General features: G+C 62.4%; 26 protein-coding genes and 6 tRNA genes. 9 read left to right on the top strand and 23 right to left on the bottom strand.

Annotated elements, in window-relative coordinates:
* Window positions 1–28: 28 nt before the first annotated feature.
* From nadD to leuS, 4 genes are all read right to left on the bottom strand, one after another.
* Window positions 29–676, bottom strand: a complete 648-nt coding sequence (gene nadD, locus PU634_RS11405; protein ID WP_306760929.1) for a nicotinate-nucleotide adenylyltransferase — start codon at window positions 674–676, stop codon at window positions 29–31.
* Window positions 673–1,695, bottom strand: coding sequence for a DNA polymerase III subunit delta (holA, locus tag PU634_RS11400; RefSeq protein ID WP_306760928.1), 1,023 nt, complete (start codon window positions 1,693–1,695; stop codon window positions 673–675). The genes nadD and holA overlap by 4 nt, the downstream gene beginning before the upstream one ends.
* Window positions 1,695–2,180 (bottom strand): LPS-assembly lipoprotein LptE, encoded by a 486-nt coding sequence (locus PU634_RS11395; protein ID WP_306760927.1) that lies wholly within the window; start codon window positions 2,178–2,180, stop codon window positions 1,695–1,697. Before PU634_RS11395 ends, holA begins: the two co-directional genes overlap by 1 nt.
* 89 nt (window positions 2,181–2,269) lie before the next feature.
* Window positions 2,270–4,849, bottom strand: coding sequence for a leucine--tRNA ligase (gene leuS / locus PU634_RS11390; RefSeq protein ID WP_306760925.1), 2,580 nt, complete (start codon window positions 4,847–4,849; stop codon window positions 2,270–2,272).
* 115 nt (window positions 4,850–4,964) lie between these two features.
* Here leuS and PU634_RS11385 point away from each other — a divergent pair, with 115 nt between their 5' ends.
* Complete coding sequence (locus tag PU634_RS11385) at window positions 4,965–5,450, top strand: zinc ribbon-containing protein (RefSeq protein WP_306760923.1); 486 nt, start codon at window positions 4,965–4,967, stop codon at window positions 5,448–5,450.
* A 93-nt stretch (window positions 5,451–5,543) separates the two neighbouring features.
* Here the strand turns inward: PU634_RS11385 and lnt are convergent, their stop codons facing one another.
* From lnt to miaB, 5 genes are all read right to left on the bottom strand, one after another.
* Entirely contained in the window at window positions 5,544–7,061 is a 1,518-nt protein-coding gene (gene lnt / locus PU634_RS11380) for an apolipoprotein N-acyltransferase (RefSeq protein ID WP_306760922.1), read from the bottom strand.
* Entirely contained in the window at window positions 7,062–7,943 is an 882-nt protein-coding gene (gene corC / locus PU634_RS11375) for a CNNM family magnesium/cobalt transport protein CorC (RefSeq protein WP_306760921.1), read from the bottom strand.
* A gap of 3 nt (window positions 7,944–7,946) precedes the next feature.
* On the bottom strand, window positions 7,947–8,411 hold the full coding sequence (gene ybeY / locus PU634_RS11370; protein WP_306760920.1) for an rRNA maturation RNase YbeY: 465 nt from the start codon (window positions 8,409–8,411) through the stop codon (window positions 7,947–7,949).
* The gene (locus tag PU634_RS11365) at window positions 8,408–9,472 is read right to left on the bottom strand and encodes a PhoH family protein (RefSeq protein ID WP_306760919.1); all 1,065 of its coding nucleotides are present in this window, start codon (window positions 9,470–9,472) and stop codon (window positions 8,408–8,410) included. The genes ybeY and PU634_RS11365 overlap by 4 nt, the downstream gene beginning before the upstream one ends.
* A gap of 86 nt (window positions 9,473–9,558) precedes the next feature.
* Window positions 9,559–10,989 (bottom strand): tRNA (N6-isopentenyl adenosine(37)-C2)-methylthiotransferase MiaB, encoded by a 1,431-nt coding sequence (miaB, locus tag PU634_RS11360; RefSeq protein ID WP_306760917.1) that lies wholly within the window; start codon window positions 10,987–10,989, stop codon window positions 9,559–9,561.
* Between the two features lie 173 nt (window positions 10,990–11,162).
* Between miaB and PU634_RS11355 the strand changes: the two genes are divergently transcribed.
* A complete protein-coding gene (locus tag PU634_RS11355) occupies window positions 11,163–12,332 on the top strand; it encodes an FAD-dependent monooxygenase (RefSeq protein ID WP_306760916.1) in 1,170 nt (389 codons plus the stop codon).
* 121 nt (window positions 12,333–12,453) lie between these two features.
* On the opposite strand, the gene PU634_RS11350 is transcribed toward PU634_RS11355, so the two are convergent.
* The 9 genes from PU634_RS11350 to pth form a co-directional block, all read right to left on the bottom strand.
* A tRNA-Gln gene (locus PU634_RS11350) sits at window positions 12,454–12,528 on the bottom strand.
* A gap of 8 nt (window positions 12,529–12,536) precedes the next feature.
* Window positions 12,537–12,621, bottom strand: a tRNA-Leu gene (locus tag PU634_RS11345).
* 8 nt (window positions 12,622–12,629) lie between these two features.
* A tRNA-Met gene (locus tag PU634_RS11340) sits at window positions 12,630–12,706 on the bottom strand.
* Window positions 12,707–12,767: 61 nt separating this feature from the next.
* Window positions 12,768–12,842, bottom strand: a tRNA-Gln gene (locus PU634_RS11335).
* Between the two features lie 123 nt (window positions 12,843–12,965).
* Window positions 12,966–13,040 (bottom strand) — tRNA-Gln (locus PU634_RS11330).
* 4 nt (window positions 13,041–13,044) lie between these two features.
* Window positions 13,045–13,121 (bottom strand) — tRNA-Met (locus PU634_RS11325).
* A complete protein-coding gene (locus tag PU634_RS11320; protein WP_306760915.1) occupies window positions 13,112–13,315 on the bottom strand; it encodes a hypothetical protein in 204 nt (67 codons plus the stop codon). The genes PU634_RS11325 and PU634_RS11320 overlap by 10 nt, the downstream gene beginning before the upstream one ends.
* 30 nt (window positions 13,316–13,345) lie before the next feature.
* A complete protein-coding gene (gene ychF / locus PU634_RS11315) occupies window positions 13,346–14,437 on the bottom strand; it encodes a redox-regulated ATPase YchF (protein WP_306760914.1) in 1,092 nt (363 codons plus the stop codon).
* A gap of 15 nt (window positions 14,438–14,452) precedes the next feature.
* Complete coding sequence (gene pth, locus PU634_RS11310; RefSeq protein WP_306760913.1) at window positions 14,453–15,049, bottom strand: aminoacyl-tRNA hydrolase; 597 nt, start codon at window positions 15,047–15,049, stop codon at window positions 14,453–14,455.
* A 200-nt stretch (window positions 15,050–15,249) separates the two neighbouring features.
* Here pth and PU634_RS11305 point away from each other — a divergent pair, with 200 nt between their 5' ends.
* A complete protein-coding gene (locus PU634_RS11305) occupies window positions 15,250–15,978 on the top strand; it encodes a TSUP family transporter (protein WP_306760912.1) in 729 nt (242 codons plus the stop codon).
* 160 nt (window positions 15,979–16,138) lie between these two features.
* Here PU634_RS11305 and PU634_RS11300 read toward each other — a convergent pair whose 3' ends face one another.
* The 3 genes from PU634_RS11300 to lolB form a co-directional block, all read right to left on the bottom strand.
* Window positions 16,139–17,086, bottom strand: a complete 948-nt coding sequence (locus PU634_RS11300) for a ribose-phosphate pyrophosphokinase (protein WP_306760911.1) — start codon at window positions 17,084–17,086, stop codon at window positions 16,139–16,141.
* A 280-nt stretch (window positions 17,087–17,366) separates the two neighbouring features.
* The gene (gene ispE / locus PU634_RS11295) at window positions 17,367–18,197 is read right to left on the bottom strand and encodes a 4-(cytidine 5'-diphospho)-2-C-methyl-D-erythritol kinase (RefSeq protein ID WP_306760910.1); all 831 of its coding nucleotides are present in this window, start codon (window positions 18,195–18,197) and stop codon (window positions 17,367–17,369) included.
* Window positions 18,194–18,772, bottom strand: a complete 579-nt coding sequence (lolB, locus tag PU634_RS11290; protein WP_306760909.1) for a lipoprotein insertase outer membrane protein LolB — start codon at window positions 18,770–18,772, stop codon at window positions 18,194–18,196. The genes ispE and lolB overlap by 4 nt, the downstream gene beginning before the upstream one ends.
* 125 nt (window positions 18,773–18,897) lie before the next feature.
* Here lolB and hemA point away from each other — a divergent pair, with 125 nt between their 5' ends.
* Genes hemA through kdsA form a run of 5 tightly spaced genes read left to right on the top strand, consistent with a single transcriptional unit; the run spans window position 18,898 to window position 23,763 of the window.
* Complete coding sequence (hemA, locus tag PU634_RS11285; protein WP_306760907.1) at window positions 18,898–20,157, top strand: glutamyl-tRNA reductase; 1,260 nt, start codon at window positions 18,898–18,900, stop codon at window positions 20,155–20,157.
* Between the two features lie 24 nt (window positions 20,158–20,181).
* Complete coding sequence (prfA, locus tag PU634_RS11280; protein ID WP_306760906.1) at window positions 20,182–21,267, top strand: peptide chain release factor 1; 1,086 nt, start codon at window positions 20,182–20,184, stop codon at window positions 21,265–21,267.
* Window positions 21,267–22,109, top strand: a complete 843-nt coding sequence (prmC, locus tag PU634_RS11275; protein ID WP_306760905.1) for a peptide chain release factor N(5)-glutamine methyltransferase — start codon at window positions 21,267–21,269, stop codon at window positions 22,107–22,109. The genes prfA and prmC overlap by 1 nt, the downstream gene beginning before the upstream one ends.
* Window positions 22,102–22,908 carry a SirB1 family protein gene (locus PU634_RS11270; RefSeq protein WP_306760904.1) on the top strand — a complete coding sequence of 269 codons (807 nt, stop codon included), beginning with the start codon at window positions 22,102–22,104 and terminating at the stop codon, window positions 22,906–22,908. Before prmC ends, PU634_RS11270 begins: the two co-directional genes overlap by 8 nt.
* A 9-nt stretch (window positions 22,909–22,917) precedes the next feature.
* Window positions 22,918–23,763 (top strand): 3-deoxy-8-phosphooctulonate synthase, encoded by an 846-nt coding sequence (gene kdsA, locus PU634_RS11265; protein ID WP_306760902.1) that lies wholly within the window; start codon window positions 22,918–22,920, stop codon window positions 23,761–23,763.
* A gap of 77 nt (window positions 23,764–23,840) precedes the next feature.
* Here the strand turns inward: kdsA and PU634_RS11260 are convergent, their stop codons facing one another.
* Window positions 23,841–24,641 carry a slipin family protein gene (locus tag PU634_RS11260; RefSeq protein WP_306760900.1) on the bottom strand — a complete coding sequence of 267 codons (801 nt, stop codon included), beginning with the start codon at window positions 24,639–24,641 and terminating at the stop codon, window positions 23,841–23,843.
* Entirely contained in the window at window positions 24,638–25,987 is a 1,350-nt protein-coding gene (locus tag PU634_RS11255; RefSeq protein ID WP_306760899.1) for an NfeD family protein, read from the bottom strand. The genes PU634_RS11260 and PU634_RS11255 overlap by 4 nt, the downstream gene beginning before the upstream one ends.
* Window positions 25,988–26,164: 177 nt before the next feature.
* Between PU634_RS11255 and PU634_RS11250 the strand changes: the two genes are divergently transcribed.
* Window positions 26,165–26,599, top strand: coding sequence for a GNAT family N-acetyltransferase (locus PU634_RS11250; RefSeq protein ID WP_306760898.1), 435 nt, complete (start codon window positions 26,165–26,167; stop codon window positions 26,597–26,599).
* The last annotated feature ends 82 nt before the right edge of the window (window positions 26,600–26,681 follow it).

Genomic DNA, 26,681 nt, shown 5'->3' with positions numbered 1-26,681 from the left:
GCATTCTCCTCGTTGAAACAACGGTCGATTATACCACGGACCCGCTATAGAGTCCCTGTTGTCGAATATAGTTCGCTACCGCATCCGGCAACAAATATTGCGGATTGTTCCCGCGGCGAACGCAGTCGCGGATCTGGGTGGACGACACTTCCAGCTCCGGATTGTCGAGCAGGAAAATATGGCCGGCGGGGGTGCGGTGCAGCGCTTCACGGTCCTGGATACCGTGGTGTTGATAAAGACCGGCCAGGGTGTCATTCAGTTCGGGCTTCCAGCCTGGCCTGTGGCTGACCACCAGATGAGCGTGATCCAGCAGCTCGTGCCAGCGGTGCCATTTATCAAGGCCGCATAACGAGTCCATGCCCATGATAAAGCACAGCGGCCGCGTGCCCAGCTCGGTGCGCAACTCAATCAGGGTGTCGATGGTGTAGGACGGCGTGGTGCGCTTCAGCTCCCGTTCGTCCACGGTGAGCCCGGGGGTGGCCGCCGCCGCCAGGCGAGTCATGGCCAGGCGGTGCCGGGGTGCGCTGTCGGGGGTGGCCCGGTGGGGGGGAATATGGTTGGGCAGCAGCCGCACCTCGCTCAGGCCCAGTTGTTCTTTGGCCTGAATGGCGGTGCGCAGGTGGCCGACATGAATGGGGTCAAAGGTGCCCCCCAGCAATCCGATGGGTGCAGTCATGGCAGTATGGTAGGTGGTTGGTCGTCAAGAAAAGCCACACACAGGGCCTGCAGCCAGCGCCAGGCGCTGTCGTCATCAAAGGCCGCCACGGCGGCGTCGGCGGCGGCCAGCAGGCGCGTGAGGGCGGCGAGCTTGGCGGTGCCAAGCCGGTTCAGTGCCGCCTGCATCAGCGGCTGGCGGTTGGACCACACCTGCAGGGCGGTGGCCGCCTGGTGAAAGGACTGGCCGCTGGCCAGTGCCGCCTGCAGGCTTTGCAGGGTGGTGAGTTCTTTCGCCAGCAGGTGGCAGAGCATGCCCGCCTCCACCCCTTCCTGACGCAGTTGCAGCAGAATGCGACAGCCCCGCCGGATCTTGCCCTGCAGCAGCGGATCGAGCAGCTGAAAGGGGTTGAAATGGTAATGGGGCTGCACATGTTGCTGCAGGTCGGCCAGCGTCAGCGGCTGGGGCAGGTTGAGCAGGGCCAGTTTTTCAATCTCGCCGGCGGCGGCCAGCAGGTTGCCTTCAAAGGCCAGGGCCAGCCAGTGCAGGGCATCGGGCTCGGCGGCCAGGTGATGCCGGTGCAGCCGTTGCTCCAGCCAGCGGGCCAGGTGACGGGCATCGGGGGTAAACACCGGTACCACCGGACCGGCGGCCGCCAGGGCCTTGTACCAGGCGGTTTTCTGCTGCTGCTGGTTGAGGCGGGGGCCGCTGACCAGCAACAGCAGATCGGTGTGGCACTGCCCCAGCAGCTCCCGCAGCCGGTCCGAGCCGGTTTTGTCGAGCTTGTCCGGCAGGCTCAGCTCGATGATCTGCCGGTTGCTGAACAGACTCAGGGTCTGGCTGGCATCGAAGATGGCGTCCCAGTCCAGACCGTCGTCGGCGTCGAACTTGTGGCGTTCGTCAAATCCCAGAGCCCGGGCGGCCCGGCGCAGTTCGTCCAGGGCTTCCTGCTTGAGCAGGGGATCGTCGCCATAAATGAAATAGCAGGGCGCGAGCCCTGCCTGAAGATGTTTGCCCAGTTGTTCGGGATAAAGACGCATCAGAACGACAGGCGGCTCAGCTGACGCAGGATCTGCTCGGCGGCCTCGTGCTCCATCTGCTCGCGCAGTTGCTGCTGCTCCCGGCTGGAGGCCAGGGCCTGGGCCGACTTGTCGAGAAAGCTGCGGTTAAAGGCGACGTTGAACACCTGGCGAGGCTCGTCGGGCATGTCCAGGGTAAAGCGGGTGCCAAAGCGCATGGCGTATTCCAGGGTATCGCCCCTGGGATTTACCGAGGCGGTGGTGTTGGCCTGGCCCAGCTGACCTATGGTCAGCACCGGGGTGTTGCCGTCGTCGGGCACCAGTGTCACGCCGGCGCGCAGCAGGCGGGCCGACACCAGCCGGTAGAACTGGGTCTTGTCGTCGCCACTGAGCACCAGCCGCTGCAGTTCCGGCGGCAGGTTGTCGCCGCCGCGCAACTGGAAGCCGCAGCCGGCCAGCACCAGGGTCAGCGACAGCAGTGCAATGGCCTTGATTCGAGTGAGCATAACAACTCCTTGATTCTGCCGTGAGGAGTGAAGGGTGAGGTGTGAGGCGTTTGCTCCTCTCTCCTTTCACCTTACTCCTCACCGTCTGGTCAGTTGGCCACGATATTCAGCAGCTTGCCCGGCACGTAAATGACCTTGCGAATGGTTTTGCCATCCAGGTGGCGGGCGACGTTGTCGTCGGCCTTGCCGGCGCTTTCAACCGCGTCTTTATCCGCGTCGGCGGGCACGGTAACCTTGCCCCGCACCTTGCCGTTGACCTGCACCACCACCAGTTTTTCCTCTTCCACCAGGGCGTCGGCATCCACCTGCGGCCAGGCGGCGTGATCGATGTCGTCGTGACCCAGGGCGCGCCACAGTTCAAAACAGGTGTGCGGCACTATGGGGTGCAGCATCACCACCACGGCTTCCAGCGCTTCCTGCAGCAGGGCGCGGTTCTGCTCGTCGTTCATGTCCACTTTCGCCAGGTGATTGAGCAGCTCCATGATGGCGGCGATGGCGGTGTTGAAGGTCTGGCGGCGGCCGATGTCGTCGCTCACCTTGGCAATGGTCTTGTGCACTTCCCGGCGCAGGGCCTTCTGTTCACTGCTCAGGCCGGCCAGGTTCAGGGCCGGGGCGGCGCCGCGGGCCTGGTGCTCAAACACCAGCTTCCACACCCGCTTGAGGAAGCGCTGGGCGCCTTCCACACCGGAGTCGGACCATTCCAGGGTCATGTCGGCGGGGGAAGCGAACATCATGAACAGGCGCACGGTGTCGGCGCCGTATTTGTCGACCATCACCTGGGGATCGATGCCGTTGTTCTTGGACTTGGACATCTTGGTCATGCCGGTGTGTACCAGCTCGCGGCCGTCGGCGTCCACCGCCTTCTTGATGCGGCCCTTTTCGTCCCGCTCCACGGTCACGTCCAGCGGGCTCACCCACACCCGGCCGCCCTTGTCGTCGGTATAGTAGAAGGCGTCGGCCAGCACCATGCCCTGACACAGCAGGCGCTTGAACGGCTCGTCGGACTCCACCAGGCCGGTGTCACGCAGCAGCTTGTGGAAGAAGCGGGCGTAGAGCAGGTGCATGCAGGCGTGCTCAATGCCGCCGATGTACTGATCCACCGGCAGCCAGTAGTTGGCCTTTTCCACGTCCAGCATGCCCTGATCGTACTCGGGGCTGCAGTAGCGGGCGTAGTACCAGGACGACTCCATAAAGGTGTCAAAGGTGTCGGTTTCGCGCAGCGCCGGCTGGCCTTTGTAGGTGGTTTTGGCCCACTCGGGATCGGCCTTGATCGGGCTCTGAATGCCGTCCATCACCACGTCTTCCGGCAGCACCACCGGCAGGGACTCTTCCGGTGCGCCGACCACGGTGCCGTCTTCCAGGTTGAGCATGGGAATGGGGGCGCCCCAGTAGCGCTGGCGGCTCACGCCCCAGTCGCGCAGGCGGAAGTTCACGGTCTTGCGGCCCAGGCCTTTCTGTTCCAGAGTGCTGGCAATGGCGTCAAAGGCCTGTTCGAAGTTCAGGCCGTCAAACTCGCCGGAATTGAACAGTACGCCCTTGTCGGTATAGGCCTCGGTGCTCACGTCGAGCTCGCTGCCGTCGGCGGGCTTGATCACCGGCACGATATCGAGGCCGTACTTGCCGGCAAACTCATAGTCGCGCTGATCGTGGGCGGGCACCGCCATCACGGCGCCGGAGCCGTAATCCATCAGTACGAAGTTGGCAACCCAGATGGGCACCTGCCTGCCGGTGAGTGGGTGCACCGCCATCAGGCCGGTGGCCATGCCCTTTTTCTCCATGGTGGCCATGTCGGCCTCGGCGACCTTGTTGTGCTTGCAGTCGTCGATAAAAGCGGCCAGTTCCGGGTTGTTTTCGGCGGCGCGGGCGGCCAGCGGGTGGCCGGCGGCAATGCCCACATAGGTGACGCCAAACAGGGTGTCCGGGCGGGTGGTGTACACTTCAAAGCTGTCGTCGCTGCCGGCCACGTCAAAGCGCAGGGTCACGCCCTCGCTGCGGCCAATCCAGTTGCGCTGCATGGTCTTGACCTGCTCGGGCCAGCCCTCCAGCTCGTCGATGTCGCGCAGCAGCTCATCGGCGTAGTCGGTGATCTTGATAAACCACTGGGGAATTTCCTTTTGCTCCACCGGGGTGTCGCAGCGCCAGCAGCAGCCGTCGTTGACCTGCTCGTTGGCGAGCACGGTTTCGTCGTTGGGGCACCAGTTGACCGAGGAGGTCTTTTTGTACACCAGGCCCTTTTCATACAACTTGGTAAAGAACCACTGTTCCCAGCGGTAATACTCCGGCGTACAGGTGGCCAGCTCCCGGTCCCAGTCGTAACCAAAGCCCAGCCGCTTGAGCTGGTTCTTCATATATTCGATGTTTTCGTAGGTCCAGGGCGCCGGCGCCGTCTTGTTGTTGATGGCGGCGTTTTCGGCGGGCAGGCCAAAGGCGTCCCAGCCGATGGGTTGCAGCACGTTTTTGCCCTGCAGCCGTTGATAGCGGGAGATAACGTCGCCTATGGTGTAGTTACGGACGTGCCCCATATGTAGCCGACCTGAAGGGTAGGGGAACATCGACAGACAATAGAACTTGTCCTTGCCGGGCTGCTCCGTGGCCTTGAAGGTCTGCTGCGCGTCCCAGTGCTGCTGCACGCGGGGCTCGATATTCTGGGGATTGTATTGCTCTTGCATTATGACGTCCGGTTCCGTAAATGAGTGGTAACACCAGCGATAAATCGGCATAGAATACCTTAGGGGGTAGCCGGCAACAATAGCTCACCCCGGGCCTGCCTGAGAGGACAAGACCATGAGCGAGCAAGACGACAAGCACAGGAAAGGGTACGACGCCTTTGTGGAAGAGCTGCAGCGCCAGTGGGAAATGGCGGAGAACACCACCATCAAGGAAGCGGTGGAAAAGACCCAGGCCTACATGGAAGCGGCCGGGGATCTCACCAAGGACGAGCTGGCGCTGATCGCCGAGTATGTAAAGCGGGATCTGGCCGCCTTTGGCGATGAACAGGGGGGCTTTCGCGACAGTCTGTTTTACCGGCGCATCAGCGAAACGGTGTGGGGCTGGCTGGCCGGCGTGACCGACAAGAGTCAGCTGGAATGGCAGGAGCTAGGCGAGGACCTGGCCCATCACGGTGAATATCAGGCCGGCGAGGTGGTGGGCCCGGGTCTGTACGACTGTACCCTGTGCGCCCACCGCCATGAGGTAACACACCCCGAGGTGCTGACCACCTGTCTGGAATGCAATCACCATACTTTTATTCGCCATCCGCTCACGCCTTGAGGCGTTACAAAATACCGGCACTCCGGGCATGACCCGGAGTCCATGGCATGGAGCACAGTCTCCTGCGAAATCCTTCCTTGTCTCGTAAACCGGTTATTTAAACAGCCGCCGTTCGGCCATGACCAGCCGGCCGGCAGGCTGGCGACAGCGGGCGGCAATCAGCAGGCTCAGTCCCAGCACCGCCAGCAACGGCAGGTTGCCAAAACGGGCATAGGGGGTGAGCCCGGTCATGCCAATCACCTCGGCGGTAAGCACCCCCTGCTCAAACTGGGGCAGGCTGGCGCTCATGCGGCCTTTTTCATCGGTCACCAGGGTCACGCCGTTATTGGTGGCGCGGATCATCGGCCGGCCCAGCTCCAGAGCGCGCATGCGGGCGATTTGCTGGTGCTGCCAGGGGCCGATGGAGCGGCCAAACCAGGTATCGTTCGACACCGTCAGCAGAAAGTCGGTGCTCGGCTTCATGTTGGCCCGCACCAGCCCCGGGAAGGCCACCTCATAGCAGATGGCCACGCTCATGTCGCGGCCGGCGGCGTGAATGTCGGCCTGGCCGGACTCCCCCCGGGAAAAGGACGACATGGGCAGGTTGAAAAACGGCGCCAGGGGCCGCAGCCAGTCGCCAAAGGGCACGAACTCGCCAATGGGCACCAGCTGCTGCTTGTAGTAGCGGTTGTCCTGGCCCGGCCGGTAATGGCCGTTGCCCAGCCCCAGCACGGCGTTGTACACCTCGCCTTCGGCGGGGCGGGACACCAGGCCGGTGATCAGGCTCTGGCCCCGCTCAAACATCAGTTTGTCGACCTGCTCCAGCCAGGGGGCCAGCTGCTGCTCGGAGGCGGGCAGGGCGGATTCGGGCCAGATTACCACATCGGCATTCAGCGCCGGCCGGGTCAGGTCCAGATAGCGCTTCAGGCTGTGCTCCAGTTGCCCCGGAACCCACTTCAGGGATTGTTCGATATTGCCCTGCACCAGGGCCACCCGCAGGGTTTGAGTGGGAGATACCCACTGCAACTGCTGGCTGGCCACGCCCAGGGCCCAGAGCACGCCCGCAAGGGCGGCGGCACGCCAGCGTAGCCCGGTGCCGAGCCAACACAGGGCGGCGGCGGAAAAGGTCAGCAGCCAGCTGATGCCCTGCACGCCTAGAATGGGCGCCAGCCCCGCCAGCGGGCCATCCAGCTGGGAGTAGCCGAACCACAGCCAGGGAAAGCCGGTGAGCATCCAGCCGCGCAGCCAGTCGGCACCGATCAGCAGCACCGGCAATACCCACAGCAGCCGGGCCCGGGGCGAAGCCACAAAGCGGTGGGCCAGCCACAGGGCGAGCGCCGTGTAGAGGCTGAGATAGGCGGCCAGCAGGGCCACCAGCACAAAGGCCACCGGCAGCGGCAGGCCGCCGAACAGGGTCATGCTGTTGTGGATCCACCACAGGCCGGGCAGGTAAAGCCCCAGGCTCCAGACAAAACCGCGGCGGGCGGCGGGGCCGGGGGCGCAATGGTGAGTAACGGCGAACAGTCCGGCCAGCGACACCAGCGCCAGCGGCCAGAGATCAAAGGGGCTGAAGGCCAGAACGCCAAGGGCCCCGCACAGCAGGGCCCCGAACAATGGCAGCAATTTAAGCACTTATACCGGCTCCGACGAGGAGGTTTCCTGATTGTCGGGTATCTTAACCTGTAATTGCAGCAGCCGTCGACGATCGGCGTGGGCCACCTTGAAGATGAAGCCACCCAGCTCCACCTGTTCACCCTTGCCGGGCAGATGGCCAAAGGCGTGCATCACCATGCCGCCCACGGTGTCGGCCTCTTCGTCGCTGAAGTCGGTATGAAAGAAGTCGTTGAAATCCTCGATGTCGGTGAGCGCAGCCACCGAATACACCCGCTTGCTGATCTGACGGATTTCGGCGCTTTCCTCGGCGTCGTACTCGTCTTCGATGTCGCCCACAATCAGCTCGAGAATGTCTTCGATGGTGACCAGGCCCGACACGCCGCCGAATTCGTCCACCACAATGGCCATGTGGTAGCGTTCTTCGCGGAACTCCTTGAGCAGTTTGTCGAGGCGCTTGCTTTCGGGGACCACCACCGCCGGGCGCAGTACTTTGTCGATGGAGAATTCTTCCTCGGTGAGGCCAAAGCCGTAGGGCAGCAGATCCTTGGCCAGCAGAATGCCTTCGATATGATCCTTGTCTTCGTTCACCACCGGAAAGCGGGAGTGGGTGGACTCGATGATCATGGGCAGAAAGCTGGAAACCGGCTGGGATTTTTCCACCGTCACCATCTGGGAGCGGGGGATCATGATATCGCGTACCCGCAGTTCGCTCACTTCCAGTACGCCTTCGATCATGTCCTTGGTGTCCTGATCAATCAGATCCCGTTCACCCGCGTCCATGATCACTTCAACCAGTTCTTCCCGGTTCTTCGGTTCGCCCTGAAACATCTGGCCCAGTCGCTCCAGCCAGTTTTTCTTTGTGGACGAACCGTTTTCTGAGTGTGAATTATCGTCGCTCACTTGTTAACCTTCGTCGTCTTGATAGGGGTTGTCCATGCCCAGCCCGGCCAGAATGACTATCTCTCTGGCTTCCATTTCTTCGGCCTCGTCATCCTTAATATGGTCAAAACCGAGTAAATGCAAGCAGCCGTGCACCACCATGTGGGCCCAGTGCGCCTGCGGCGGCTTGTTTTGCTCGGCCGCTTCCCGCTCCACCACCTGGCGACAGATCACCAGATCGCCCAGCAGCGGCAGCTCCACACCGGGAGGGGCTTCAAAGGGAAACGACAGTACATTGGTGGGCTTGTCCTTGCCGCGATAATCCCGGTTGAGGGCCTGGCTTTCGGCCTCGTCCACCAGGCGCACGGTCACTTCGGCCTCATTCTGCTCGCCGTCAAGGGCGGCGGCAAGCCAGCGTTCAAAGTCCTGCTCGGTGGGCAGGCCGGGGGCTTCGTCACAGGCGATTTGCAGATCCAGCCACAGGGTCATGCCTTGGGCTCCTCACGGGAAGGGGGCGCTTGTTCTTTCTGTTTCTGTTCTTTTTGTTGCTTCTGGGCGTCGTCAAAGGCCTCGTAGGCGCGCACGATGCGGGCCACCACCGGGTGGCGCACCACGTCTTCGGCACGAAAGAAGTTGAACGACAACCCTTCCACCCCGCTCAGCACTTCAATGGCATGGCGCAGTCCGGAACGGGCGTTGCGGGGCAGGTCGATCTGGGTGATGTCGCCGGTGATCACCGCCTTGGAGTTGAAACCGATGCGGGTGAGGAACATCTTCATCTGCTCCACCGTGGTGTTCTGGCTTTCGTCGAGAATGATAAAGGCGTCGTTGAGGGTGCGGCCGCGCATGTAGGCCAGCGGCGCCACTTCGATCACGTTGCGCTCAATCAGCTTTTCCACCCGCTCAAAGCCCAGCATTTCAAACAGGGCGTCGTACAGGGGACGCAGGTAGGGGTCGACCTTCTGGCTCAGATCCCCGGGCAGAAAACCGAGTTTTTCGCCCGCTTCCACCGCCGGCCGGGTCAGCAGAATGCGGCGGATTTCCTGGCGCTCCAGGGCGTCCACCGCCGCCGCCACCGCCAGATAGGTTTTGCCGGTGCCCGCCGGACCGATGCCAAAGGTGATATCGTGGCTGAGAATATGGGCCACATAATGGGCCTGATTGGGGCTGCGCGGCTTGATCAGCCCCCGTTTGGTCTTGATCACCACTTCCTTGCCGTAGCGATAGCCGCTGTGGGCCTCCTGTTCGTCCTGCTCCAGTACCCGGCTTTCCTTGATGGCCAGATGAATGTGCTCCGGAGTAATGTCGGGTACGGCCTGGCCCTTGATGGACTGGGTCTCTACATAGAGGCGGGTGAGAATGTCGCCGGCCACCCGGGACAGGCGCTCGGGGCCGACAATCTGAAAGTGCTGGTCCTGATGGTTGATTTCCACCCCCAGGCGACGTTCCAGTTGCTTGATGTTGTCGTCAAAGGGGCCGCACAGGCTGGCCAGGCGCTGGCCGTCGGCGGGCTGCAGTTCAAGGTCCAGATGAGTGACGTTGGCTGTCAAGGTAACTCCTGAATATAGGGGAATAGGGCACAGGGACGAGGGAGCAGGACATCCAGTCCCTGTTCCCTAATCCCGCGCCCCTGTTTTTAGGGGGTAAAGGTGGCCACGCCGGTGTCGTCGGGCACGCCGTCGGGGCGGCGGGCCAGAATGCTTCGGGGGGATACCTGGGTGCGCAGATCCATTTCGTCTTCGCCGCGCAGGAATTTGCCGCGCAGGCTGTGGGGCATGACCTCGGTGATCTCCACATCGGCAAAACCGCCAATCAGGTGATGGGGGCCTTCGAAGTTCACCACCCGGTTGTTCTCGGTGCGGCCGCGCAGCTCCATGGGGTTCAGCTTGGACGGGCCTTCCACCAGAATGCGCTGGGTGGAGCCCAGCATCTGCCGGCTGATCAGCTGCGCCTGGTTGTTGATGGTGTTCTGCAGCCGGTACAGCCGTTCCTTTTTCTCTTCCATGGGAATGTCGTCGGGCAGATCGGCGGCCGGGGTGCCCGGACGGGGGCTGTAAATAAAGCTGAAACTCATGTCAAAACCCACGTCCTCGATGAGTTTCATGGTCTTTTCAAAGTCATCGGCCTCTTCCCCGGGAAAGCCCACGATAAAGTCGGAGCTGATGGTGATGTCGGGGCGGGCGGCGCGCAGCTTGCGGATCTTGGACTTGTATTCTAGGGCGGTGTGCGGGCGCTTCATCAGGGTCAGAATGCGATCCGAGCCGCTCTGCACCGGCAGGTGCAGGAAGCTGACCACCTCGGGGGTATCCTTGTACACCTCGATAATGTCGTCGGTGAACTCGATGGGGTGGCTGGTGGTGTAGCGAATGCGGTCGATGCCGTCGATGGCCGCCACCAGGCGCAGCAGCTCGGCAAAGCTGCAGATGTCGCCGTCGTGGGTTTCGCCCCGGTAGGCATTGACGTTCTGGCCCAGCAGGTTGACTTCGCGCACGCCCTGCTCGGCGAGCTGGGCGATTTCATAGAGCACGTCATCCAGCGGGCGGCTCACCTCCTCGCCGCGGGTGTAGGGCACCACGCAGAAGGAGCAGTACTTGGAGCAGCCTTCCATGATGGAGACAAAGGCAGTGGCACCTTCGGCTTTGGGTTCGGGCAGGTTGTCGAATTTCTCGATCTCGGGAAACGCCACGTCCACCTGGGCACCGCGGCCTTCCAGCACCGACTTGATCATGGCCGGCAGCCGGTGCAGGGTTTGCGGACCGAACACGATGTCCACAAAGGGAGCACGGGCGCGAATGGCGTCGCCTTCCTGCGAGGCCACGCAGCCACCCACGCCGATCACCAGTTTGGGATTGGCTTCCTTGAGCGGGCGCCAGCGGCCGAGCTGATGAAAGACCTTCTCCTGGGCCTTCTCGCGAATGGAGCAGGTGTTGAGCAGCAGCACGTCGGCCTGCTCTGCTTCTTCGGTGAGCTGGTAGCCGTGGCTGGCGTCCAGCAGATCGGCCATCTTGGATGAATCGTATTCGTTCATCTGACAGCCCCAGGTCTTGATATGAAGTTTTTTGCTCATGGCGCTCTTGAATTACTGCAAAAGGTCGTGCGTTTTGGACCGGGCATTCTACTCCTTTCTCCCGGTAGTGGCCAGATAATATCCAGCCACAAGGGGGCGCCAAGTGGGCAAATTGCCCCCGGCGAAATCAGGGAAATTGGGGTAGAATGGCCGAAAAATCCGGAGGTTGGACAATGCAACAGTGCGATATCGCCATTATTGGCGGCGGCATGGTGGGGGCCCTGGCGGCGGCGCTGCTGGCGCCCAGCGGGCTGGCCATTCGGGTGCTGGAAAGCCGGCAGCCACGCGAGTTTTCGCCCGCGCAACCCCATGATCTGCGCATTTCCTCGGTCAGCGCCGCCTCGGTGCGGCTGCTGCAGCAGGCCGGTGCCTGGGAGGCCATCGCTCACATGCGCGCCTGGCCCTATCAGCGACTGGAAGCCTGCGAGTGGCCGGGCTTTGCCACCCGCTTCAGCGCCGCCGAGCTGGGCTGCGAGTATCTGGGCTACATGCTGGAAAACCGGGTCATTCAGCTGGGCCTGTGGCAGGCGCTGGCCCAGTGGCACAATGTCACCCTCGACTGTCCGCAAACGCTGGATACGCTTGAGCAAACCTCTGAAGGCGCGTTGCTGACGCTGGGGGATGGCTCTCGGGTGCAGGCGCGGCTGGTGCTGGCCTGTGACGGTGCCGAGTCCCGGGTACGGCAACTGGCCGGCATTGGCGTCACCGCCTGGGACTACGCCCAGCAGTGCATGCTGATAAGCGTTCAAGGCGAGCAACTGGAGCAGGACATCACCTGGCAACAGTTCTGCGCCAGCGGCCCCCGGGCGCTGCTGCCGCTGGGCCATGGTAAGGCTTCGCTGGTGTGGTACGACGGCAAGGCGCGTATCGAGCAACTGGCGGCCCTGAGCAACCAGGCGCTGGAAGCCGAGATAGGGACGCATTTTCCCGCCCGTCTTGGTCCGGTGCGGGTGCTGGACAAGGGCCACTTTGCCCTGCGCCGGCGCCACGCCAATCACTACGTCAAGGGGGCAGTGGTGCTGCTCGGCGATGCCGCCCACACCATCAATCCACTGGCGGGGCAGGGAGTGAACCTCGGCTTCAAGGACGTGGCGGTGCTGAGCGAGCTGGTACATCAGGCGGTGGAACGGGGAGAGGATATTGCCACCACTACCCTGCTCAGGCGCTTTGAATGCCGCCGCCGCCCCGACAACCTGCTGATGCAGGGGGCCATGGACGTGTTTTACCTGGCTTTCAGCAATGAGCTGGCGCCGCTCAGGCTGCTGCGCAATCTGGGTCTCAGGGCCGCCGAGCACAGCGGCCCGCTGAAGAAACAGGTGATGAAGTACGCCATGGGGCTGTAACTGCAGGGAATGGGGAGCAGGGACTGGTACGATTCCCTAATCCCTAATCCCTAATCCCTAATCCCTAATCCTTAACCTCAGAAAGCAAAAAAGCCGACCCAAAGGCCGGCTTTTCGATAGATGGCTGGGGTACCAGGATTCGAACCTGGGAATGGCGGGATCAAAACCCGCTGCCTTACCGCTTGGCGATACCCCAATTTTTAATGGTGCGGGAGGCGAGACTTGAACTCGCACACCTTGCGGCGCCAGAACCTAAATCTGGTGCGTCTACCAATTTCGCCACTCCCGCGAAAAGAGTGGTGGCTATGGCGGGATTCGAACCTGCGACCCCATCATTATGAGTGATGTGCTCTAACCAACTGAGCTACATAGCCACATAAAGCATTGAGTCGCCTCAATGTTGCGATACGCACTGGCCGTCGTATGCGCTTGAAATGGCTGGGGTACCAGGATTCGAACCTGGGAATGGCGGGATCAAAACCCGCTGCCTTACCGCTTGGCGATACCCCAACAGCGAATGGATGATAACAAATTTTTTGATATCAGCCACTGTGAAAACGGTTGAAGCTGCGGTTTGTGCCTGGGCACCAGCGCCGGGATAATACCCGCTTGGTCTTCAACCTTTTCTGAAAATGGCTGGGGTACCAGGATTCGAACCTGGGAATGGCGGGATCAAAACCCGCTGCCTTACCGCTTGGCGATACCCCAGCAATGGTGGCTATGGCGGGATTCGAACCTGCGACCCCATCATTATGAGTGATGTGCTCTAACCAACTGAGCTACATAGCCACTGCTTGTTGATGACCATCCGTCACCGAACGGGGCGCATTATGCGTATCCGGGCCGACAGCGTCAACCGTTTTTCCGTAAAAAAATGGCGTGCCACGGTCGGTTGGCCATAAAAGCGGCATGGTGATGAAGGGGTGGTCAACAAGGCCGGTTTTTTCTGCGAAAACGGGAAAAACAAAAAAGGCCGGGAACATGCCCGGCCTTGAAGCAAGCGTGCAGAACGCTCAGACGTTGAACAGGAAGTTCATCACATCGCCGTCTTTGACGATGTAGTCCTTGCCTTCGGAGCGCATCTTGCCCGCTTCCTTGGCGCCCTGCTCACCCTTGTAGGTGATGTAGTCTTCATAACCTATGGTCTGGGCGCGAATAAAGCCCTTTTCAAAGTCGGTGTGGATCTTGCCGGCGGCCTGGGGCGCGGTGGCGCCCACGGGAATGGTCCAGGCACGCACTTCCTTCACCCCGGCGGTGAAGTAGGTCTGCAGGTTCAGCAACTGGTAACCGGCGCGGATCACCCGGTTCAGACCCGGCTCTTCCAGACCCATGTCATCCATGAATTCGGCGGCTTCTTCCGCGTCCAGCTCGGCGATTTCGGATTCCATGGCGGCGCACACCGGCACCACAATGGCGTTTTCGGCGGCGGCAATGGCTTCCACCTCGGCCAGGTAGGGGTTGTTTTCAAAGCCGTCTTCATTGACGTTGGCAATGTACATGGTCGGCTTGATGGTGAGGAAGTTCAGGTAGTCGATGGCGGCCTTTTCTTCCCTGGTCAGCTCAACGCTGCGCAGCACTTTGGCTTCTTCCAGCACCGGCAGCAGTTTTTCCAGTACGGTGATTTCGAACTTGGCGTCCTTGTCGCCACCCTTGGCCTTCTTGGCGTTACGGGTAATGGCGCGCTCGCAGGTATCCAGATCCGCCAGGGCCAGCTCGGTGTTGATGATTTCGATATCGTCTTTCGGCGATACCTTGCCGGCCACGTGGACGATATTGTCGTTTTCAAAGCAGCGCACCACATGGCCGATGGCGTCGGTCTCGCGAATGTTGGCCAGAAACTTGTTGCCCAGGCCTTCGCCCTTGGAGGCACCGGCCACCAGGCCGGCGATGTCCACGAATTCCATGGTGGTGGGCAGCACCCGCTGCGGGTTGACGATGGCGGCCAGGGCGTCGAGGCGTTTGTCCGGCACCGGCACCACGCCGGTGTTCGGCTCTATGGTGCAGAAGGGAAAGTTGGCGGCTTCGATGCCGGCCTTGGTCAGAGCGTTGAACAGGGTGGATTTGCCCACGTTGGGCAGACCCACAATACCGCATTTAAAACCCATGATGGTGTCCTGAAATTACTTGGTGGAATCGGCGTTGAAGGCATGCAGGCGGTTCATCGCCCTGACCATGCCATCCTTGAATAAAATATCGGTGGCGCGGGCGGCTTCGTCCACGGTGGCGTCGAGCAGGGTCTGCTCGGCGGCCGGTGCCCTGGTCAGCACAAAGCCGGCCACCCGGGACTTGTCGCCGGGGTGGCCGATGCCCAGCCGCAGCCGGTAAAAATCCTTGCTGTTGCCCAGACTGCTGATGATGTCGCGCAGGCCGTTGTGGCCGCCGTGACCGCCGCCCTGCTTGAAGCGGGCGGTGCCCGGGGGCAGGTCCAGTTCGTCGTGGGCCACCAGAATGCCTTCGGGCGGGATCTGGTAAAAGTTGGCCAGGGCCGCCACCGCCTTGCCCGAGCGGTTCATAAAGGTGGCCGGGATCAACAGACGCACGTCGCGGCCGGCAATGCGCACGCGCCCGGTCCAGCCAAAGAATTTGCCTTCTTCCTTGAGCTGGGCGCCGTGCAGCCGGGCCAGCTCGGTGACGTACCAGGCACCCGCATTGTGGCGGGTGTGGGCGTATTCCGGGCCGGGGTTGGCCAGCCCGACAATGAGTTCGATAGGTTGCATAGCAGAATCGGCCGTTAAAATGACGCCACATTCTAATGAAGTGCGGCGATAATGGCCACCGTCAGGGCCGGATTTGCCATGGCACCGGCCGCGTATAGATACCACATGTATTGTTTACAATCTGTGCTATGATTGTGCATTCAAAAGCGGCTCCTTCGCTTTATCCTGCTTTTCTGCACTCGATTTTCACGGATACCATCATGTTTGAACTTCTGGGTTGGTCCCTGCTGGCCGGCGTGGTCAATGCGCTGGCCGGTGGCGGTCTGTTTTTTACTCTGCCGGCCCTGCTGGGGGCGGGCATTCCCAGCACCGGGGCCGTGGCCACCGCCAGTGTGGCATCCTGGCCCGGTTATGTCAGCGCCTTCTGGGGCATGCGCCGTCGCCTGCGGGGCGGTCCGCTGCTGGCGCTGACCCTGATCGGCCTGGCCGGGGGCGGGCTGGGGGCTTTTGCCCTGACCCGGTTTCATGCCGACCACTTCAATTATCTGGTGCCCTGGTTGTTGCTGGGGGTGAGCCTGCTTTACGGCCGGCAGCTGCTCAGCAGCCAGGGGTTTGAAGGCCCCCTTGCCATGAAACCAAAGGCCTGGCCGGTGCTGTTAAGTGGCAGCTTTTACGGCGGCTTTTTTGGCGGTGGTCTGGGCGTGCTGCTGATGGCGCTGATGGGTCAGCTGCGGCTGGGCTCCAGCCTGCAGCAGCACGCCATCAAGCTGTATCTGTCGATGCTGGCCAGCGGTGCCACCATTGTGGTGTATTCCCTGTCGGGACTGGTGTACTGGCACGAGGCCCTGTTGCTCGCGCTGGGCTATCTGCTCGGCGGCAAGCTGGGTGCCCGGCTGCTGGAGTGGATCAAGCCGAAGCTGCTGGCCTGGGCCATTGTCGCCTTTGGTGTGGGCCTGAGCGGGTACTATTTTGTGCGCTTTTACGGATAAAAAACGGGGATTAGGGAACAGGGACTGGTATTGCTGCCCGGCGAAATCCGAACCGGAGTCTACAATTTCCCCAGTCCTCAGTCCCCAGTCCCTGCACTTAAATCCCGTCCACAAAAAAGCCCGCGAAGTTCGCGGGCTGTTACTTCCAGCTTGTCCGGGCTTAGTGCTCGAACATGGCGGAGATAGACTCTTCGTTGCTGATGCGACGAATGGCCTCGGCCAGCATGGGCGACAGGGTCAGCTGCTTGACCTTGTCCAGGGCCTTGATTTCCGGGCTCAGGGGCACGGAGTCGGTGATGATGACTTCATCGATCACGGAGTCGCGAATGTTTTCGGCGGCCTTGCCGGAGAACACGGCGTGGGTGGCGTAGGCGAACACCCGCTTGGCACCGCGCTCCTTCAGGGCTTCGGCGGCCTTGCACAGGGTGCCGCCGGTGTCGATCATGTCGTCCACGATCACACAGTCACGGCCTTCCACGTCACCGATCAGGTGCATCACCTGGGACACGTTGGCGCGGGGGCGGCGCTTGTCGATGATGGCGATGTCGGTTTCGTCCAGCAGCTTGGCCACGGCACGGGCGCGCACCACGCCACCGATATCGGGAGACACCACCACGGCGTCCTGCAGGCCCTTGGCCTTCATGTCTTCCAGCAGCACCGGCGTGCCGAACACGTTGTCTACCGGCACGTCAAAGAAGCCCTGAATCTGCTCGGCGTGCAGATCCACGGTCAGCACCCGGTCCACACCCACGCTGGACAGGAAGTCGGCCACCACCTTGGCGGTGATCGGCACCCGGGCGGAGCGCACTCGGCGATCCTGGCGAGCGTAACCGAAGTAGGGAATGACGGCGGTAATGCGACCGGCGGAGGCGCGACGCAGGGCGTCGACCATGACGATCAGCTCCATCAGGTTGTCGTTGGTGGGCGCGCAGGTGGACTGGATGATGAAGACATCGCCGCCGCGTACATTTTCGTTGATTTGCACGCTGATCTCGCCGTCGCTGAAACGGCCGACATCGGCAGCGCTCAGTTTGATGAAAAGACGATCGGCGATACGTTGGGCGAGTTCCGGCGTTGCATTACCAGCAAACAGCTTCATGTCGGGCACGGTTTAAAACCTCGGGGTTGCTTCGTGGGTGGCGAGACTGGACGGGGCCGTGAACCCGTGTCACGAAAAACGTTTTCGCTATCCAGCCCCTGGTCGGAATTATTCTGCTTCGGAGCGCCGGCAGGGGGTTGAGTGAGAGCACGCAACGGTGAGTCGGCATTAGCCGTGTCATCCTGCTGGCGACCGCCGGCAGCGAACTGACCCTCGGGATAAGGGAGAAGGCGAGCCCACCCCGCCTTCATGCATCGCTGCCTGATCTGTCTTGTTCGATAACGGGTGCTTACAGGGCCTTCAGTGCCGCCAGCAGCGGCGAGTGGTTGCAGCCTCGGGCTACAAAACCACTGGCGTCATCCGGCACATTCCTGAGCGCTGTTTCGGCCGCCTCGCGGCTGTCAAAGGTGCCGAAAATACAGGCGCCGGTGCCCGTCATTCGTGACGGCGCATATTCTAGCAACCAGCTCAGAAGTTTGGCAACCTCGGGGTGTCGCTTTTTGACCAGCCCCTCGCAGTCGTTTTGCCAGGGGGAAGACAGCCGTTGTTGCAGGCTCAGCACCGGGCTGTTGCGGGGCAGATCCGGGTCGGTGAAGATGGCCGGCGTAGACACCTCCACCCCCGGATTCACTACCAGATACCAGGGCTCGGGAGGATGGGCTTCGGTGAAGATGTCGCCCACGCCTTCGGCAAAAGCGGCGCGGCCGTGCACGAACACCGGCACATCGGCGCCCAGTTGCAGACCCAGGGCGGCCAGCTCCTCGGCCGGCAGATCCAGTTGCCACAGCCGGTTCAGCCCCACCAGGGTGGTGGCGGCGTCGCTGGAACCGCCCCCCAGGCCGCCGCCCATGGGCAGCCGTTTGGTCAGGTGAATGCGGGCGCCCCGGGTGCAGCCGGTGTGGCTTTGCAGCAGCCGCGCGGCGCGTATAATGAGGTTGTTCTCGGTGGCCACCCCGGGCAGGGCCGGAGACAGGGTGAGCTCATCGGCTGCCTCAAAGCGCAGTTCGTCGCCAAAGTCCACAAACTGAAACAGGGTCTGCAGGTTGTGATAACCGTCGTCCCGGCGTCCGGTAATGTACAGAAACAGGTTGAGTTTGGCGGGGGCGGGCAGGCGCATCATGGATTCAGCTCCCACCGGTTTACCGCCAGTTTCAGGTTGGTGGTGTCGTGACTCAGCTCCAGCCGGCTGGGCAGCCAGAGACCGTCGATTTGGGTGTAACCCAGGTAGCTGAGTTGCCAGCCGTGGGACTGCACTCGCGCCGGGCGGCCGTCGGCGTCAAAGCTGACGGTGTCGGCGTCACCGGGCAGGCCCTTGATCCAGTCGGCCAGCTGCTCCACCGGCAGGTTCCAGCCGGTCAGTTCATACACCAGGGCCTGGGCGTTGGCGGCGGTATGGCGCCGTCCTTCGCTGTCGATGAGTTCAATGCGTCCGCTGCGGCGGCTGAGATCGAACACCCGTTTGCCGACCACATTGGTGAGGTTCAGGCGATAGTCGCCGCTGTCCTGACGCCAGAACAGGCTCAGACTGCCGCGCTCCTCGGGGGTAATGATGCCGAGCCTGGCGGCCAGCTGCCAGTTCTGCAGCCCGGCCAGTTGCTGTTTCTGAGCCTGCCAGCTGCCGGCCGGGGCTTCTTCGGCCCGGTAGGCACAGCCCGACACCAGCAACAAGCCAAGGCAGATCAATAAAATACGCACGGCGAGCACTCCGCGTTTGAAAGGGGCGGCCAGTATAAGGGCAAGGCCGGTGCCTTTTAAAGATTTGGCCTTTCTCGTACAATAGCCGGCTACTTGAAGAACGTTGTGAGCCGCATCAAATCCTCATGAGCCTGCTGGTACTGGGAATCAATCATAAGACAGCGTCCGTCGCCCTGCGCGAGCGGGTGGCGTTTGGCCCTGATCTTGCCCCCAGGGCACTGCAGGAGCTGAGTAACACACAGGGTGTGGCCGAAACCGTGATCCTGTCTACCTGCAACCGCACCGAGCTGTATTGCAGCCTGAAGGACGACGGTGACAGTGATGTGGTGCGCCACTGGCTGCAGCGTTTTCACAATCTGGACGAGGACGAGCTCACCGCCTGCCTGTATCAGCATCAGGGGGAAGAGGCCATTCGCCACCTGATGCGGGTGGCCTGCGGACTCGACTCCCTGGTGCTGGGCGAGCCCCAGATACTGGGCCAGATCAAGCAGGCCTACAGCCAGTCGCACCAGGCCGGCACCCTCAAGGGCCTGCTCGAGCGGTTGTTCCAGAAGTCCTTTTCCGTGGCCAAACGGGTGCGCACCGAAACCGACATTGGCGCCAGTGCGGTGTCCGTGGCTTTTGCCGCGGTCAGCCTGGCCAAGCGCATTTTTTCGGATCTGGGCCGCACCAAGGTGCTGCTGGTGGGGGCCGGTGAAACCGTCGAGCTGGTGGCGCGTCACCTCAAGGAGCAGTCGGTGACCCGTATGATGGTGGCCAACCGCACCCTGGAGCGGGCCCAGAAGCTGGCCCAGGAATTTGAGGCCGAGGTGATGACTCTGGAGCAGATCCCCGAGTTTCTGCCTCAGGCCGATATCGTGATCAGCTCCACCGCCAGCCCCCTGCCCATCATCGGCAAGGGCATGGTGGAGCGGGCGCTCAAGGTCCGCCGGCACAAGCCCATTCTGCTGGTGGACATCGCCGTGCCCCGGGACATCGAGCCCGAGGTGGACGAGCTCAACGATGCCTATCTGTATACCGTGGACGATCTGCAGGGCATCATCGAGCAGAACCTCGAGGCCCGCAAGCGGGCCGCCGCCCAGGCCGAGCGCATTATTCTGGAAGAGCGGGATCAGTTCATGGCCTGGTACCGCTCCCTGCGCTCGGTGGATCTCATTCGCGATTACCGGGCCCAGGCAGAAAGCGTGCGCCAGCAGGAGCTGGCCCGGGCGCTGCAGGCCCTGGCCCAGGGTGACGACGCCACCCTGGTGATGCAGCAGCTGACCCGGCGGCTCACCAACAAGCTTATTCATACCCCCACCCAGGCTCTGAGCCAGGCCGGCAAGGACGGCGATCAGGACATGCTGGCGGTGCTGTCCCGTAGCCTGGGCATCAGCCGGCCCTGAGCCGGCATAACGGCGAGACCCTCGATGAACGAATCCGTACTGAAGAAACTGGAAGGCCTGGAAGAACGCTACCAGGAGGTGCAGGCGCTGCTGGGCGAGGCCTCGGTCATCAACAATCAGGAGCAGTACCGGGCCCTGACCCGGGAATATGCCCAGCTGGAAGACGTGGTAGCCTGCTTTCAGCGCTATCGTCAGGCCGAGGCGGATCTGGCCGAGGCTCAGGAAATGCTGGCGGAAGACGACGCCGAGCTGAAGGCCATGGCCCGGGACGAGATCGACAGTGCCGCGGCGGCCATCGAAACCCTGGGTCAGGAGTTGCAGATTTTGCTGCTGCCCAGGGATCCCAGAGACGACAACAACTGTTTTCTGGAGATTCGCGCCGGTGCCGGCGGTGACGAGGCCGCCATTTTTGCCGGCGATCTGTTTCGCATGTACAGCCGCTATGCCGAGACCCGGCGCTGGCGGGTGGAGATCGTCAGTGCCAGCGAAGGCGAGCACGGTGGTTTCAAGGAGATCATCGCCCGCATCGAGGGTGCCGGCGCCTATGGCCAGCTCAAGTTTGAGTCCGGCGGTCACCGGGTGCAGCGGGTGCCGGAAACCGAATCCCAGGGCCGCATTCACACCTCTGCCTGCACCGTGGCGGTATTGCCCGAGGTGCCCGAGGCCGAGGCGCCGGAGATCAACCCGGCGGACCTCAAGGTAGATACCTTTCGTGCCTCCGGCGCAGGCGGCCAGCACGTCAACAAGACCGACTCCGCCATTCGCATTACCCACCTGCCTACCGGCATGGTGGTGGAATGCCAGGACGAGCGCTCCCAGCACAAGAACCGGGCCAAGGCCATGGCGGTGCTGGCCTCGCGCCTGGCCCAGGCGGAGCAGGACAAGCGCCAGGCCGAGGAGCAGAGCACCCGGCGCAACCTGCTGGGCAGCGGCGATCGCTCCGATCGCATCCGCACCTACAACTACCCTCAGGGCCGGGTGTCGGATCACCGCATCAACCTCACCCTGTACCGGCTGAGCGAGGTGCTGGAAGGTCAGCTCGAGATGCTGACCCAGCCCATTCTGCAGGAGCACCAGGCCGACCAGCTGGCCGCCCTGGCGGGGCAATAATGCAGCTCAGCGAGCTGCGCACCTGGCTGCGCGAGCAACTGGCCGGCGGCGAGTCGCCGGCGCTGGATGCGGACGTGCTGCTGTGCCATGTGCTGGGCAAACCCCGCAGCTTTTTGCTGGCCTGGCCGGAATTTGAGGTGTCTGCCGAGCAGAAGACCGAGCTGGCCGAACTGATCACTCGCCGCCGGGCCGGCGAGCCGGTGGCCCACCTGACCGGTCAGCGCGAATTCTGGAGCCTGATGCTGGAAGTGACCCCCGATACCCTGATTCCCCGGCCCGACACCGAGGTGCTGGTTGAAAGCGCGCTGGCACGCCTGCCCGAGCGGCCGGCGCGGGTAGTGGATCTGGGTACCGGCACCGGCGCCATTGCGCTGTCCATCAAAAGCGAGCGACCCGCCGATACCGTGCTGGCGGTGGAATTCAACCCGCAGGCCGCCGCCCTGGCCCGGCGTAACGCCGAGCGGCTGGGGCTGGATGTGACGGTGGTTGAGGGCAGCTGGCTGGCGCCACTGGCCGGGCAGGTTTTTGACATGATAGTGTCCAACCCGCCCTATATCGATGCCGCCGATCCGCACCTGGCCGAGGGCGACGTGCGCTTTGAGCCGCGCACCGCCCTGGTGGCCGGTGAGCAGGGCCTGGCCGACATTCGCCATATCGCCGCCGAAGCGCCGGCACACCTCATGGCCGGCGGCTGGCTGCTGGTGGAGCACGGCTGGCAGCAGGGCGAGGCGGTGCAACGGATTTTTATCAATAATGGTTTTGAGAAGGTCACCACCCTGCGCGACTACGGCGGGCAGGACAGGGTGACGCTGGGCCGGTGGCCCGGGAGAGAGCATGCTTGAAAGCAATATCAGTGCGCGCTGGCTGGGCGATGAGCCCCTCGATCTGATGACCCTGGCGCTGGATGTGGTGGAAAGCCTGGCCGGCCTTGACGCCCGGGATGAGGCCGAACGGGAGCTGTTTGCCCTGGAGCGGGCGCTGAGTGAGGAGCTGGAAGGCATGGTGGCGCCCCTGCACCTGCTGCCTTGCCTGTATGACGGCCTGGGCCTGAGCGGGGACAGCGAGACCTTTTTCTCCATCGACAACTGTCTGATGAACCGGGTGCTGGCCCGGCGGGAAGGCATTCCGGTGAGTCTGGGGATCCTGCTTATTCATCTGTGCCGGCGTTTTGGGGTGGAAGCCGAGGGCATCTGTTTTCCCGGCCACTTTCTGGTGCGGGTCTTCTCGGAGGAAGAAGGGGCCATTATCGATCCCTTTACCGGCCGGCAGCTTTCCCGGCGGGAAATCGAACAATTGCTGCGGGGCGCCCAGGGCAACCTGGCCCGGCTTACGCCCGGGCACCTCAAGAGCGCTGAGGACAGCGAGATCCTGGCGCGGCTGCTCAATGTTACCAAGGCGGCCTTTATTCATGACCAGCAGTTTGGCAAGGCGCTGGCCTGCAGCGAGCTGCTGCTGCGACTCAAACCCGACTGCCCCTTTGAGCGGCGGGACCGGGGCTTTCTGTATCAGCAGCTGGATTGTGGACAACTGGCGGCCGACGATTTTGAATTCTTTATCGAGCACTGCCCCGACGACCCCATTGCCGACGTGCTGAAAGCCCAGATGGCGGGGCTTGATCTGACCCCGAAAACCCTCCACTAAGGAGTTGTGATGAAAACCGTACACATCAACGACATTGCCGTTGCCAACGACCAGCCCATGGTGCTGTTTGGCGGCATCAATGTGCTGGAATCCCGGGATCTGGCCATGACGGCCTGCGAGCACTACGTGAAGGTGACCGAGAAGCTGGGCATTCCCTACGTGTTCAAGGCCAGCTGGGACAAGGCCAATCGCTCCTCCATTCACTCCTTTCGCGGCCCGGGCCTGGAAGAGGGCATGAAGCTGCTGCAGGAAGTGAAGGACACCTTTGGTGTGCCGGTGATCACCGACCTGCACGAGCCCCATCAGGCGGCCCCGGTGGCCGAGGTGGCCGACGTGATCCAGCTGCCCGCCTTTCTGGCGCGCCAGACCGATCTGGTCAAGGCCATGGCCGATACCGGCCGGGTGATCAACATCAAGAAGCCCCAGTTCCTGAGCCCGGGGCAGATGAAAAACATCACCGACAAGTTTATCGAATGCGGCAACGATCAATTGATCCTGTGCGAGCGGGGCAGCAACTTCGGTTACGACAATCTGGTGGTGGACATGCTCGGTTTTGGGGTGATGAAAAAGGCCACGAATGACGCCCCCATCATCTTCGACGTGACCCACGCCCTGCAGTGCCGGGATCCGCTGGGCGAAGCCTCCGGCGGCCGCCGCGAGCAGGTGCTGGATCTGGCCCGGGCCGGGCTTGCCACCGGCCTGGCCGGCCTGTTCCTGGAGGCCCACCCGGATCCGGACAAGGCCCGCTGCGACGGCCCCAGCGCCCTGCCGCTGGACAAGCTCGAGCCTTTCCTGGCCCAGCTCAAGGCGCTGGACGAGCTGATCAAGGGTTTTGAACCGCTGAATATTCGCTGACACCGTTAGCCAGCCACAAAAGGCCCGACCATGTCCGGGCCTTTTCAGTTTTTCTTCCTGTCTTTCTTTTGTCTTGATCAGGTGATCTCGGTGGGCGCATCGGGATCTTCCGGTGGCGCTTCCGTGCCCATGTTTCGCAGGATTTTGCCCAGCTCCATGGGCAGGGGAAACACCACTATCTTGCTGTTGTCACTGCTGATCTCGGTGAGGGTCTGCAGGTAGCGCAACTGAATGGCTTCCGGCTGCTGGGCCAGCACATGGGCCGCTTCCCGCAGTTGTTTTGACGCTTCCAGCTCACCGGTGGCGTGGATCACCTTGGCCCGGCGGGAGCGCTCTGCCTCGGCCTGGCGGGCGATGGCGCGGATCATGGACTCGTCGAGATCCACGTGCTTGATCTCTACCGCCGTTACCTTGATGCCCCAGCCGTCGGTGCTCTGATCCAGAATGCGCTGCAGATCCGCATTCAGGGTGTCCCGGGCCGAGAGGATCTCGTCCAGCTCGTGCTGGCCGAGCACCGAGCGCATGGTGGTCTGGGCCAGCTGGCTGGTGGCTTCCAGGTAGTTCTCCACATTGATGATCGCCTTTTGCGGATCCAGCACGCGAAAATACAGCACAGCGTTCACCCGTACGGTGACGTTGTCTTTGGAGATCAGATCCTGGGACGGCACGTCCATGGTGACGATACGCAGATCCACCCGCACCATCTGCTGCACCAGGGGGATCAGAATAATAAAGCCGGGCCCCTTGACCTTGTAAAAGCGGCCCAGCAGAAACACCACCCCGCGCTCGTATTCCCGCAGAATGCGGAACATGCTGGCAAACAGCATCACCACCAGAATGACGATCAGCAGCTGAAAATAAAGTAGGTCGATGATCATGCCTGTGTCTCCTTTACCGGTTCCACTTCAAGTACCAGATCCTTTACCGCCACCACCACCACAGGGCTCTGTGCCGCCACCGGGGTTGGACTGAGCGCCTGCCAGCGTTCCCCCTGCACCAGCACGGCGCCGGAGGGGCTGAGTGGGGTGAGTGCCACGCCGCGCTCGCCGATCATCGCCTCGGCTCCCGACACCGGTGCCGCCCGGCGCTGTTTTACCAGCATGCGTACCACCACCAGGATCAGGGTGAGGGAAAATACCGTAAAGGCGGCGATAAAGGGCCAGGCCACGCGAAAGGCCTGGTCGGGGGTGTCGAACAGCAGTACCGAGCCGAGCACAAAGGCCACCAGGCCGCCGCCGCCGAGAATGCCAAAACTGGGCGACAGCCCTTCCGCCACCATCAGCGCCAGCCCCAGGGCCAGCAGCCCCAGCCCCGCGGTATTGAACGGCAGCATCTGCAGCGACAGCATGGCCAGCAACAGGCAGATAGCGCCGATCACCCCGGACACACCAAACCCCGGGCTGTAAAACTCCAGCAGCAGGCCATAGACGCCCACCAGCATCAGCAGATAGGCGATATTGGGGTTGCTGATGGTAATAATGAACTGCTGGCGCCAGTCGGGCTGGCGTTGCTCGGCCGTGAGCCCGGCGGTGGAGAGGGTGAGGGTGCCGTTTTTAAGGGTGATTTCGCGGCCGTCCAGTTGCCGCAACAGATCGGGAATATCACTGGCCAGCAGTTCAATCACGTTGTGTTCCAGTGCCTCGGTGGCGGTGAGGGTGGCGGCGTCGCGCACCGCCTGCTCGGCCCACTCCACATTGCGGCCCCGTAGCTGGGCCAGGCTGCGCAGATAGGCGATGGCGTCGTTGAGGGACTTGCGCTCCATGGCGCTGCCAGCCGGTGAAGGAGAGGCTTCGCCGTCCTGTTCGTCCTTGGCCGGCTCGCCGGGCGGGGGCGTGCCGGTGGGCATCATCTGCACCGGGGTGGCGGCGCCCAGGTGGGTGCCCGGGGCCATGGCGGCCACATGGCTGGCGTAGATAATATAGGTGCCGGCGGAGGCGGCCCGGGCCCCGCCGGGGGAGACATACACCACCACGGGCACGCTCGATTCCAGCATGGCGGTAATGATATCGCGGGTGGCGCTGTAAAGGCCGCCGGGGGTGTCCATGGTCAGCAGCACCAGGGCCGGGCGCTCGTTCTGGGCCTGGTTCAGCTCGCTTACCAGATAGTCGGAAATGCCGGGGCCGATGGCGCCCTTGATGTCGAGCTGCCAGTAACGCTCCTGGGCCGGCACCATGACACTGACCAACAGCAGCCACCATGCCCACCAGCCTGTTCGCCCACTCATGCTGCCTCCTTTTTGTTCACACTCTGAAGCTTAGCCGGGTGGTTATTATTTATACAGTCCGAGTGAGGGAAAGCCGGGTGGCTTTGTTGTAGCTGCCGCTTTAGCTGGCAGGGCCTGTGCAACAGGCCTTTGATGCGCTTACCATGTTGCCCGCAATGTAAGGAACAGGAACAACCGATGAAAATAAGAACCGCAACCGGGGCCGATCTGGCAGCGGTCCATGGCCTGGAGTGCGCCGCCTTTGGGGAGCACGGCTACCCGGACTTTTTTCTGCGCCAGGCCTGGGATCTGTGGCCGGGCTCGCTATTGGTGGCCGAAGGCGAGAGCGAGCCGCTGGGTTATGTACTGGCGGGCCGGGGCGAAGCGCGAAACGAGGGCTGGATTTTGTCGCTGGCGGTGGCACCGGCGGCGCGGGGGCAAGGGTTGGGCCGGCAACTGCTGCAGGCGGCGGTTTCCGCGCTGGAAGGTCAGGGTTGCGCGCGCATTAAACTGACGGTATCGCCCGACAACCCGGCCCTGCATCTTTACCAGAGCCTGGGCTTTATTGAAGCCGGCCGTGAAACAGACTACTTCGGCCCCGGCGAACCCCGGCTGGTAATGGTGAGAAGCTAAACACACCAACAATCGCCATGCGAAGCAGCTGCGTTATGCCGACACGCTTTGGTTAATGTCATCCAATAAAACACTTGTGCGA

Source organism: Oceanimonas pelagia, assembly GCF_030849025.1.
GTDB classification, from domain to species: domain Bacteria; phylum Pseudomonadota; class Gammaproteobacteria; order Enterobacterales; family Aeromonadaceae; genus Oceanimonas; species Oceanimonas pelagia.
This window is presented reverse-complemented; position numbering and strand designations above follow the sequence as displayed.

Excerpts from the sequence above, each read along its gene's own strand:
- nadD (WP_306760929.1), bottom strand. The coding sequence starts at position 676 with ATGACTGCACCCATCGGATTGCTGGGGGGCACCTTTGACCCCATTCAT.
- holA (WP_306760928.1), bottom strand. The coding sequence starts at position 1,695 with ATGCGTCTTTATCCCGAACAACTGGGCAAACATCTTCAGGCAGGGCTC.
- PU634_RS11395 (WP_306760927.1), bottom strand. The coding sequence starts at position 2,180 with ATGCTCACTCGAATCAAGGCCATTGCACTGCTGTCGCTGACCCTGGTG.
- leuS (WP_306760925.1), bottom strand. The coding sequence starts at position 4,849 with ATGCAAGAGCAATACAATCCCCAGAATATCGAGCCCCGCGTGCAGCAG.
- PU634_RS11385 (WP_306760923.1), top strand. The coding sequence starts at position 4,965 with ATGAGCGAGCAAGACGACAAGCACAGGAAAGGGTACGACGCCTTTGTG.
- ybeY (WP_306760920.1), bottom strand. The coding sequence starts at position 8,411 with ATGACCCTGTGGCTGGATCTGCAAATCGCCTGTGACGAAGCCCCCGGC.
- miaB (WP_306760917.1), bottom strand. The coding sequence starts at position 10,989 with ATGAGCAAAAAACTTCATATCAAGACCTGGGGCTGTCAGATGAACGAA.
- PU634_RS11355 (WP_306760916.1), top strand. The coding sequence starts at position 11,163 with ATGCAACAGTGCGATATCGCCATTATTGGCGGCGGCATGGTGGGGGCC.
- PU634_RS11320 (WP_306760915.1), bottom strand. The coding sequence starts at position 13,315 with ATGTTCCCGGCCTTTTTTGTTTTTCCCGTTTTCGCAGAAAAAACCGGC.
- ychF (WP_306760914.1), bottom strand. The coding sequence starts at position 14,437 with ATGGGTTTTAAATGCGGTATTGTGGGTCTGCCCAACGTGGGCAAATCC.
- pth (WP_306760913.1), bottom strand. The coding sequence starts at position 15,049 with ATGCAACCTATCGAACTCATTGTCGGGCTGGCCAACCCCGGCCCGGAA.
- PU634_RS11305 (WP_306760912.1), top strand. The coding sequence starts at position 15,250 with ATGTTTGAACTTCTGGGTTGGTCCCTGCTGGCCGGCGTGGTCAATGCG.
- ispE (WP_306760910.1), bottom strand. The coding sequence starts at position 18,197 with ATGATGCGCCTGCCCGCCCCCGCCAAACTCAACCTGTTTCTGTACATT.
- hemA (WP_306760907.1), top strand. The coding sequence starts at position 18,898 with ATGAGCCTGCTGGTACTGGGAATCAATCATAAGACAGCGTCCGTCGCC.
- prfA (WP_306760906.1), top strand. The coding sequence starts at position 20,182 with ATGAACGAATCCGTACTGAAGAAACTGGAAGGCCTGGAAGAACGCTAC.
- prmC (WP_306760905.1), top strand. The coding sequence starts at position 21,267 with ATGCAGCTCAGCGAGCTGCGCACCTGGCTGCGCGAGCAACTGGCCGGC.
- PU634_RS11270 (WP_306760904.1), top strand. The coding sequence starts at position 22,102 with ATGCTTGAAAGCAATATCAGTGCGCGCTGGCTGGGCGATGAGCCCCTC.
- kdsA (WP_306760902.1), top strand. The coding sequence starts at position 22,918 with ATGAAAACCGTACACATCAACGACATTGCCGTTGCCAACGACCAGCCC.
- PU634_RS11260 (WP_306760900.1), bottom strand. The coding sequence starts at position 24,641 with ATGATCATCGACCTACTTTATTTTCAGCTGCTGATCGTCATTCTGGTG.
- PU634_RS11255 (WP_306760899.1), bottom strand. The coding sequence starts at position 25,987 with ATGAGTGGGCGAACAGGCTGGTGGGCATGGTGGCTGCTGTTGGTCAGT.
- PU634_RS11250 (WP_306760898.1), top strand. The coding sequence starts at position 26,165 with ATGAAAATAAGAACCGCAACCGGGGCCGATCTGGCAGCGGTCCATGGC.